This is a genomic window from Flavobacterium sp. (assembly GCF_046153165.1).
In the GTDB taxonomy this organism is placed as follows: domain Bacteria; phylum Bacteroidota; class Bacteroidia; order Flavobacteriales; family Flavobacteriaceae; genus Flavobacterium.
Genome location: NZ_JBJXEN010000040.1, coordinates 1 through 8,600, shown reverse-complemented (window position 1 = coordinate 8,600; position 8,600 = coordinate 1). Strand labels below are relative to the sequence as shown.

Genomic DNA, 8,600 nt, shown 5'->3' with positions numbered 1-8,600 from the left:
ACTATTAACGGATAAATAATTTTGCAAAATGGCACATCCTAAGAGAAAGATCTCCAAAACAAGAAGAGACAAAAGAAGAACTCACTATAAAGCAACTGTTGCTCAAATCGCAACTTGCCCTATAACTGGTGAAGCACATTTATACCACAGAGCTTACTGGCATGAAGGTAAAATGTACTACAGAGGTCAAGTAGTTATCGACAAACAAACAGCTGTTGCTTAATACATTTTTTGTATAAAACACCTAACTCTCACTAAGTGAGAGTTTTTTTGTTGGGTATAACCGAAAAATAAAAATTGAAACAAATAAATTTTAGTTTAAAGTTTTTTTGTAACTTCATCGTCTTTTTAAACGCAAGTTTAAAAGCATTATTTGAACTTTATGAATACAATTACAGCCGCAATTACAGCCGTTGGCGCATATGTTCCAGAGTTTGTTCTTTCTAATCAAGTATTAGAAACCATGATCGATACTAACGATGAATGGATAACAACCAGAACAGGAATTAAAGAAAGAAGAATTTTAAAAGAAAAAGGTAAAGGAACATCTTATCTTGCTATTAAAGCAGCTCAAAATCTTATTGAAAAATCAGGAATAAATCCTGCAGATATAGATATGGTGATTTTAGCAACTGCAACACCAGACATGCCAGTGGCATCAACAGGAGTTTATGTAGCTAGTCAAATTGGAGCTGTAAATGCTTTTGCTTATGATTTACAAGCAGCTTGTTCTAGCTTTTTATACGGAATGTCAACTGCCGCAGCTTACATACAATCAGGGCGTTACAAAAAAATATTATTAATAGGTGCAGATAAAATGTCATCAATTATTGATTATACCGACAGAGCCACTTGTATTATATTTGGAGATGGTGGTGGTGCTGTACTTTTTGAGCCTAATTACGAAGGTTTAGGATTGCAGGATGAAATATTACGAAGCGACGGAATAGGTCGTGAGTATTTAAAAATTGATGCTGGAGGATCTATTCTTCCTGCTTCAAAAGAAACTGTGGAAAATGGTTTACATACCGTTTTTCAAGATGGGAAAACAGTTTTCAAATACGCTGTTTCTGGAATGGCAGATGTTAGCGAAAAAATCATGCAACGCAATAATTTATCGAACGATGATGTAAATTGGCTAGTAGCGCATCAAGCAAATAAAAGAATCATAGATGCTACAGCTCAACGCATGAATTTAGATGAGTCGAAAGTATTAATGAATATTCAAAAATACGGAAATACAACTTCGGCCACTTTGCCATTATTGCTAAGTGATTTCGAAAACCAATTAAAAAAAGGAGATAATCTTATATTTGCATCATTTGGAGGTGGATTCACTTGGGGATCTATCTATTTAAAATGGGCATACAACAAACAATAACTATAACTAAAACGAATAACCATGGATTTAAAAGAAATTCAAAATCTAATCAAATTTGTAGCAAACTCAGGAGTTGCAGAAGTAAAGTTGGAAACAGGTGATGTAAAAATCACAATTAGAACAACTTTAGAAGGTAGTACAGAAACAACTTATGTACAACAAATGCCTGCTCAAAACATGTTACAACAAGCAGTTGCTCCGCAGCAAATTGCTCCAGTTGCCCAAACTCCAGTTGTAGCAGCAGCAGACGAAAATGCTAAATATATTACTGTAAAATCACCTATTATTGGAACTTTTTACAGAAAACCATCCCCAGACAAACCAATGTTTGTAGAAGTTGGAAGCACTATCGGAAAAGGAGATGTTCTTTGTGTTATTGAAGCTATGAAATTATTTAACGAAATTGAATCGGAAGTTTCAGGAAAGATTGTTAAAGTATTGGTAGATGATATGTCGCCAGTAGAATTTGACCAACCTTTATTCTTAGTAGATCCATCATAAAGAAATTATAAATGCTAAATTTTGAATGATGAATTCCATCGTTCAAAAAAATTTAAAATTTAAAATTCAACATTTAAAATTTCAAACGATGTTTAAAAAAATATTAGTTGCAAACAGGGGCGAAATAGCACTTCGTATTATTAGAACCTGTAAAGAAATGGGAATAAAAACTGTTGCAGTCTACTCTACAGCAGATGCAGAAAGCTTACATGTAAAGTTTGCTGACGAAGCAGTTTGTATTGGGCCACCGCCAAGTAATTTATCTTACTTAAAGATGTCAAACATTATTGCTGCTGCCGAAATTACAAATGCAGATGCAATACATCCAGGTTACGGATTCTTATCTGAAAACGCTAAGTTTTCTAAAATATGTCACGAACATAATATCAAATTTATTGGTGCATCACCAGAAATGATTGATCGTATGGGAGATAAAGCTTCTGCAAAATCGACTATGATTGAAGCAGGTGTTCCTTGTGTTCCAGGTTCAGTGGGAATCTTAGAATCATACGAACAAGCAGAACAATTAGCTTCTGAATTTGGCTACCCAGTAATGCTTAAAGCAACCGCTGGAGGTGGTGGAAAAGGAATGCGTGCTGTTTGGAAACAAGAAGATTTACTAAAAGCTTGGGAAGGTGCTCGTCAAGAGTCGGCTGCCGCTTTTGGTAATGATGGTATGTATCTTGAAAAACTAATCGAAGAACCTCGTCATATAGAAATTCAAATTGTTGGAGATTCTTATGGAAAAGCGTGTCACCTTTCAGAAAGAGACTGCTCAGTTCAAAGACGTCATCAAAAATTAACTGAAGAAACACCATCACCATTTATGACCGATGAACTTCGTAATAAAATGGGATTAGCAGCTGTAAAAGCTGCCGAATATATTAAATATGAAGGCGCAGGAACGGTTGAGTTTTTAGTAGACAAACACCGTAATTTCTACTTTATGGAAATGAATACACGTATTCAAGTAGAACACCCAATTACAGAACAAGTTATCGATTATGACTTGATTCGCGAGCAAATACTCGTAGCAGCAGGAGTGCCAATTTCAGGAAAAAATTATTTACCACAACTACATGCTATCGAATGTCGTATAAATGCTGAAGATCCTTATAATGATTTCCGTCCTTCACCAGGAAAAATCACTGTATTACATTCGCCAGGTGGACATGGTGTTCGTTTAGACACGCATGTTTACGCAGGTTATACCATTCCGCCAAATTATGATTCGATGATTGCCAAGTTAATTACAACTGCGCAAACACGTCAAGAAGCTATCAATAAAATGAAACGTGCTTTAGACGAATTCGTAATAGAAGGAATAAAAACTACCATTCCTTTCCACAGACAATTAATGGATGATGAAAGATATGTTGCGGGTGATTATACCACAGCATTTATGGATACTTTTGTTATGAAAGAACAAAAATAAGTTGAAAATCCCGCTTGAAAGAGTGGGATTTTTTGTTTGAAAAAATATAGAGTTTAAAAAAATCATACCGCTTAACTTCGTATTTTTGCTCTTTCAATTCTATTCATGAATAATACTTATCCTAAAGCCGAAAAATTAAAAAGCAAGACAACTATCGATTTACTCTTTTCGGAAGGAAAATCGGTATCTAAATACCCTTTACGCTTAGTTTATGTACCTATTGATTTAGAAAATGAGGAACAAATAAAAATGGGTGTTTCTGTTTCTAAAAAATATTTTAAAAAAGCAGTAGATAGAAATTATTTTAAACGTGTTTTGCGAGAAACATATCGTTTAAACAAACATTTATTGTTAGAAAATTCAGAAAAAAAGTATGGGTTTATGTTTTTTTATCAAACCAAAGATCGTTTGACATATCAAGAAATTAACGAAAAGACAATTCAACTGTTTGAGAAATTCGTGGCTTCGATAAAAGAGTAACGGTTTATTTTCAAGACCTGTCTTTCCCACGAAGGTGGGAAACCAAAATAGATTCCCGCCTGCGCGGGAATGACAAAAAAGTGGAAAACAAAAAAGAGTTACTCTAGTGAGTAACTCTTTTTTTATAAACCGAATTAATAACGTATTATAATTGTGGTCCTGCTTTTATTAGATTTTTCCCTTCTTCATTATCTGTATATTGAACAAAGTTTTTGATAAATCTTCCTGCTAAATCCTCTGCTTTTGTAGTCCATTCTGATGCATCTGTATAAGTATTTCTTGGATCAAGAATATCTGTATTTACATCATGCAAAGCTGTTGGAACTGCTAAATTAAAAATTGGAACTGTTATCGTTTCTGCTTTTTCGATAGATCCATCTAAAATAGCATCAATGATAGCACGCGTATCTTTTATAGAAATACGTTTTCCTGTACCGTTCCAACCTGTATTTACCATATAAGCTGTTGCGTTGTGCTCTTCCATTTTCTTTACCAATTCCTCTCCATATTTTGTTGGATGTAATGATAAAAATGCTTTTCCGAAACAAGCTGAAAAAGTTGGTTCTGGTTGAGTTACACCTCTTTCGGTTCCTGCTAATTTTGCAGTAAATCCAGATAAGAAAAAGTATTTTGTTTGTTCTGGTGTTAACTTAGACACTGGAGGCATTACTCCAAAAGCATCTGCAGTTAAGAATATTACTTTTGTTGCGTGACCTGCTTTAGATACTGGTCTTACAATATTCTGAATATGATCTATTGGGTAGGAAACTCTTGTGTTTTGAGTAACTGATCCGTCTTTAAAATCAATTTTTCCATTAGCATCGACCGTTACGTTTTCAAGTAATGCATTTTTACGAATAGCATTATATATGTCTGGCTCATTTTCTTTGCTTAAATCGATTGTTTTTGCGTAACAACCGCCTTCAAAATTGAAAACACCATCGTTATCCCAACCGTGTTCGTCATCACCTATTAATTCTCTTTTAGGATCTGTAGACAACGTTGTTTTTCCTGTTCCTGACAATCCGAAGAAAACGGCTACATCGCCATCTTTTCCTTTGTTTGCAGAACAGTGCATTGAAGCCATTCCTTGCAATGGTAAGTAATAGTTCATCATAGAGAACAATCCTTTTTTCATCTCACCACCATACCAAGTTCCTCCAATTAATTGGATTTTTTCAGTCAAGTTAAAAGCTACATATACCTCAGAGTTTAATCCGTGTGCAGCATAATCTTTAAATTCAGTTTTAGAACCATTCATAACCACAAAATCTGGTTCTCCATAGGTTTCCATTTCAGCATCAGTTGGTCGAATAAACATATTTTTTACAAAATGTGCTTGCCAAGCAACCTCAACAATAAAACGAACTTTCAGACGAGAATTTTCATTTGCGCCACAAAAAGTATCTACTACAAATAATCTTTTTCCAGATAATTCCTTTGCAGTTGTTTCTTTTAGAGCATTCCAAGTGTCTTGAGAAATTGGTTTGTTGTCATTTACAGCTTTCTCTGAAGTCCACCAGATAGTGTTTTCAGTTATAGCATCTTTTACAATATATTTGTCTTTTGGAGAGCGACCAGTAAATTCGCCTGTCATTACATTTACAGCTCCAAGCTCTGTAAGTTGTCCTCTTTCGTATCCTTCAAGAGCAGGATTTAACTCTTCTTGGTATAAAAATTCAAACGAGGGATTATGAATTATTTCTGAAGCGTTTGTTATTCCGTACTTTTCTAACGAAATCGATTTCGTAGATTGACTGTATGTTTCCATAAATAGTTGTATGTGTTGAATACTTGAACAAAGTGCAAAAGTATAAATATTATTTCAAACAGCTTAAATATTATCCTTTTTTTATGCTTATATAATAAAATGCTATTATCCAAGATACTATGAGAAGTAATCCTCCTACTGGAGTTATGGGTCCTATAAACTTAAAATTTAAACCCGTTGCTCCGCTTGATGATAACAAAAATATAGATCCTGAGAATAAGATTGTTCCAAATAAAGTAAGATAAAAAACAATGTTTTTCTGTTCAGGCAAAAGCATTTGAGTTGTACCAATAAACAACAAAAACAATCCATGGTACATTAAGTAACGCACGCCTACTTCAAATGAAGATAATTGTTCTGGTGTTAAAACTTTTTTTAATGCATGTGCACCAAAAGCACCTAGCATGATCGAAATAAATCCAAAAACTAGTGCTGTAAGAATGATTTTCTTGTCCATAATCTTTTTAATTAAAACTTATGTTTTCTTTCGTCAAAAATATAACATTTCATTACATTTGCGTCACTTTTTTACAATCAAAAAATGAGAAATGTACTTATTATTGGAGCTGGACGCTCAGCTTCATCACTTATAAAATATCTTTTAGACAAGTCTGAAAGCGAAAATTTGCATCTTACTATTGGTGACTTATCTTTAGAATTAGCGCAACGCAAAACAAAAAACCACAAAAATGCTACCGCTATTGCTTTAGATATTTTTGATGCAAATCAAAGAAAATCTGAAATTCAAAAAGCCGACATTGTTATTTCTATGTTGCCTGCACATATGCATATTGAGGTGGCAAAAGATTGCATTGTTTATAAAAAACACATGGTGACTGCTTCTTATATTAGTGATGCCATGCAAGAGTTAGACGCTACTGCCAAAGAAAATAATTTAGTTTTCATGAACGAAATTGGTCTAGATCCAGGTATCGATCACATGAGTGCTATGAAAGTTATTGATGAAATTCGTAGCAAAGGCGGAAAAATGATACTTTTCGAATCATTTTGTGGCGGATTAGTAGCTCCAGAATCTGACAATAATCTTTGGAATTACAAATTTACTTGGGCACCAAGGAATGTAGTTTTAGCAGGACAAGGTGGCGCGGCAAAGTTTATTCAAGAAGGAACATATAAATATATTCCGTACCACAAATTGTTTCGTAGAACTGAATTTTTAGAAGTTGAAGGTTACGGACGTTTTGAAGGTTATGCCAATCGTGATTCTTTAAAATACAGAAGTATTTATAGCTTAGATGATGTTCTAACTTTATATAGAGGAACTATTAGAAAAGTAGGGTTTTCTAGAGCATGGAATATGTTTGTACAGTTAGGAATGACTGACGATTCATATATCATAGACGATTCTGAAACTATAAGTTATCGCGAATTTGTAAACCTATTTTTACCTTATCACCCAACTGATTCTGTCGAAATAAAACTTCGCTTAAGTCTTGGTATCGAACAAGATGATATTATATGGGACAAATTATTAGAACTCAATTTATTTAACAAAAATAAAATTGTAGGTCTAAAAGATGCTACTCCAGCACAAATTTTAGAAAAAATATTGACAGATAGTTGGACCCTACAACCACAAGATAAAGACATGATTGTGATGTATCATAAATTTGGCTATGAACTAAACGGAAAACAACACCAAATAGATTCTAAAATGGTTTGTATTGGCGATGACCAAACTTACACTGCAATGGCAAAAACAGTAGGATTACCAGTAGCGATAGCAACTTTACAAATTCTAAACGGAAAAATTACAACACCTGGCGTTCAGTTGCCTATAAAAGAGGAAGTATATTTACCTATTCTAAAAGAACTAGAAGAATTTGGTATCCATTTTAAGGAAACCGAAATGCCTTATGTAGGTTACAATCCTGATAAAGCAAGAAATTAATTAATAATTTTAAACTAAATCTCTATTTTTGATTTAAATTTATAACCCATGAAGATAAATCAGCTACAAATAGAAATAGATGGTATCGATAAAGAGATTCTTCGTTTCCTAATGGAAGATGCTCGAAAACCGATACTTCAAATTGCTAATAAAATAGGAATTTCTGGCGCAGCCATTCACCAACGATTGCGAAAACTAGAGGATGCAAATGTAATCTCGGGTTCAAAACTAATCGTAAATACAAAAGTTTTAGGTTACAACACGATGGCTTTTGTGGGTGTTTATTTAGACAAAGCATCAAGTAATGCCGAAGCTGTTAAAGAATTAAAGAGAATTCCTGAAGTTTTAGAATGTCATTATACGACAGGAAACTGGAGTATTCTTATTAAGATAATTTGTCGTGATAATGAACATTTGATGAACTTGCTTAATAAAAAAATACAACCTATTGCTGGTGTTTCTAGAACGGAAACATTTATCTCATTAGACCAACAAATAGAAAGACAAATTCAGTTATAAAAAAAATCCGCTTCTCTCGAAGCGGATTTTTTAGTGTATTAATCTTTAAAAAATTATCTTCTGTTCATATAAATAGAAACATAATACAATAAGGTTGCAATAGATCCTAAAGCAGCCACTACATAAGTTCTTGCAGCCCATTTTAGTGAGTCTTCGGCTCCAGCGTATTCTGCAGGATTAAGCATGTTTTTATTTTTTAGCCAAGCTAGTGCGCGATTGCTGGCGTCATATTCTACAGGTAAAGTAACAATCGAAAATATTGTTGTGGCAGCAAAAATCACGATTCCTACTAATAATAAAGCTGGAAAAGTTCTAATCATTAATATTCCTGCTAACAATACCCATTGCATGTAACTTGAGGCAATATTTACTACAGGGACTAATTTAGACCTCATCGTTAACCATTCATAACCTACAGCGTGTTGTACGGCGTGACCACATTCGTGAGCCGCAACTGCTGCTGCTGCTGCATTTCGCTGGTTATAAACAGCTTCACTCAAGTTTACCGTTTTATCTACTGGATTGTAATGATCTGTTAACTGTCCCGGTGTCGAAATTACTCTTACACCACGAATACCGTTATCAGCAAGCATTTTTTCAG

Annotated in this window: 10 protein-coding genes; 7 read left to right on the top strand and 3 right to left on the bottom strand. The window is 33.9% G+C overall.

Features of this window, described 5'->3' with window-relative positions:
* Positions 1 to 28: 28 nt before the first annotated feature.
* The 5 genes from rpmF to rnpA all read left to right on the top strand — a co-directional run bounded on the left by rpmF (position 29) and on the right by rnpA (position 3,797).
* Positions 29 to 223 (top strand): 50S ribosomal protein L32, encoded by a 195-nt coding sequence (gene rpmF, locus ACKVOV_RS05165; RefSeq protein ID WP_011964469.1) that lies wholly within the window; start codon positions 29 to 31, stop codon positions 221 to 223.
* Positions 224 to 382: 159 nt separating this feature from the next.
* The gene (locus ACKVOV_RS05160; RefSeq protein WP_409205697.1) at positions 383 to 1,381 is read left to right on the top strand and encodes a beta-ketoacyl-ACP synthase III; all 999 of its coding nucleotides are present in this window, start codon (positions 383 to 385) and stop codon (positions 1,379 to 1,381) included.
* A 21-nt stretch (positions 1,382 to 1,402) separates the two neighbouring features.
* Positions 1,403 to 1,882: an acetyl-CoA carboxylase biotin carboxyl carrier protein gene (gene accB, locus ACKVOV_RS05155; RefSeq protein WP_409205696.1), complete on the top strand. Its 480-nt coding sequence runs from the start codon at positions 1,403 to 1,405 to the stop codon at positions 1,880 to 1,882.
* Positions 1,883 to 1,970: 88 nt separating this feature from the next.
* Complete coding sequence (gene accC / locus ACKVOV_RS05150) at positions 1,971 to 3,317, top strand: acetyl-CoA carboxylase biotin carboxylase subunit (RefSeq protein ID WP_409205695.1); 1,347 nt, start codon at positions 1,971 to 1,973, stop codon at positions 3,315 to 3,317.
* Between the two features lie 105 nt (positions 3,318 to 3,422).
* Positions 3,423 to 3,797, top strand: a complete 375-nt coding sequence (gene rnpA / locus ACKVOV_RS05145) for a ribonuclease P protein component (protein WP_409205694.1) — start codon at positions 3,423 to 3,425, stop codon at positions 3,795 to 3,797.
* Positions 3,798 to 3,942: 145 nt separating this feature from the next.
* Here rnpA and pckA read toward each other — a convergent pair whose 3' ends face one another.
* Together pckA and ACKVOV_RS05135 are read right to left on the bottom strand one after the other, a co-directional pair.
* Positions 3,943 to 5,568 (bottom strand): phosphoenolpyruvate carboxykinase (ATP), encoded by a 1,626-nt coding sequence (gene pckA, locus ACKVOV_RS05140; RefSeq protein ID WP_409205693.1) that lies wholly within the window; start codon positions 5,566 to 5,568, stop codon positions 3,943 to 3,945.
* A 70-nt stretch (positions 5,569 to 5,638) separates the two neighbouring features.
* Positions 5,639 to 6,025: a DUF423 domain-containing protein gene (locus tag ACKVOV_RS05135; protein ID WP_409205692.1), complete on the bottom strand. Its 387-nt coding sequence runs from the start codon at positions 6,023 to 6,025 to the stop codon at positions 5,639 to 5,641.
* An 84-nt stretch (positions 6,026 to 6,109) separates the two neighbouring features.
* Here ACKVOV_RS05135 and ACKVOV_RS05130 point away from each other — a divergent pair, with 84 nt between their 5' ends.
* Both ACKVOV_RS05130 and ACKVOV_RS05125 read left to right on the top strand, forming a co-directional pair.
* Positions 6,110 to 7,480, top strand: a complete 1,371-nt coding sequence (locus ACKVOV_RS05130) for a saccharopine dehydrogenase family protein (RefSeq protein WP_409205691.1) — start codon at positions 6,110 to 6,112, stop codon at positions 7,478 to 7,480.
* A 48-nt stretch (positions 7,481 to 7,528) separates the two neighbouring features.
* The gene (locus ACKVOV_RS05125) at positions 7,529 to 7,999 is read left to right on the top strand and encodes an Lrp/AsnC family transcriptional regulator (protein ID WP_409205690.1); all 471 of its coding nucleotides are present in this window, start codon (positions 7,529 to 7,531) and stop codon (positions 7,997 to 7,999) included.
* A gap of 53 nt (positions 8,000 to 8,052) precedes the next feature.
* Here the strand turns inward: ACKVOV_RS05125 and ACKVOV_RS05120 are convergent.
* A partial coding sequence (locus tag ACKVOV_RS05120) for a zinc metallopeptidase (RefSeq protein WP_409205689.1) occupies positions 8,053 to 8,600 on the bottom strand: 548 nt, incomplete at its 5' end.

Bases quoted from the DNA above. Each gene is read 5' to 3' on its own strand.
- accC (WP_409205695.1), top strand. From the start codon at position 1,971: ATGTTTAAAAAAATATTAGTTGCAAACAGGGGCGAAATAGCACTTCGT.
- ACKVOV_RS05130 (WP_409205691.1), top strand. From the start codon at position 6,110: ATGAGAAATGTACTTATTATTGGAGCTGGACGCTCAGCTTCATCACTT.
- rnpA (WP_409205694.1), top strand. From the start codon at position 3,423: ATGAATAATACTTATCCTAAAGCCGAAAAATTAAAAAGCAAGACAACT.
- accB (WP_409205696.1), top strand. From the start codon at position 1,403: ATGGATTTAAAAGAAATTCAAAATCTAATCAAATTTGTAGCAAACTCA.
- ACKVOV_RS05125 (WP_409205690.1), top strand. From the start codon at position 7,529: ATGAAGATAAATCAGCTACAAATAGAAATAGATGGTATCGATAAAGAG.
- rpmF (WP_011964469.1), top strand. From the start codon at position 29: ATGGCACATCCTAAGAGAAAGATCTCCAAAACAAGAAGAGACAAAAGA.
- ACKVOV_RS05160 (WP_409205697.1), top strand. From the start codon at position 383: ATGAATACAATTACAGCCGCAATTACAGCCGTTGGCGCATATGTTCCA.
- pckA (WP_409205693.1), bottom strand. From the start codon at position 5,568: ATGGAAACATACAGTCAATCTACGAAATCGATTTCGTTAGAAAAGTAC.
- ACKVOV_RS05135 (WP_409205692.1), bottom strand. From the start codon at position 6,025: ATGGACAAGAAAATCATTCTTACAGCACTAGTTTTTGGATTTATTTCG.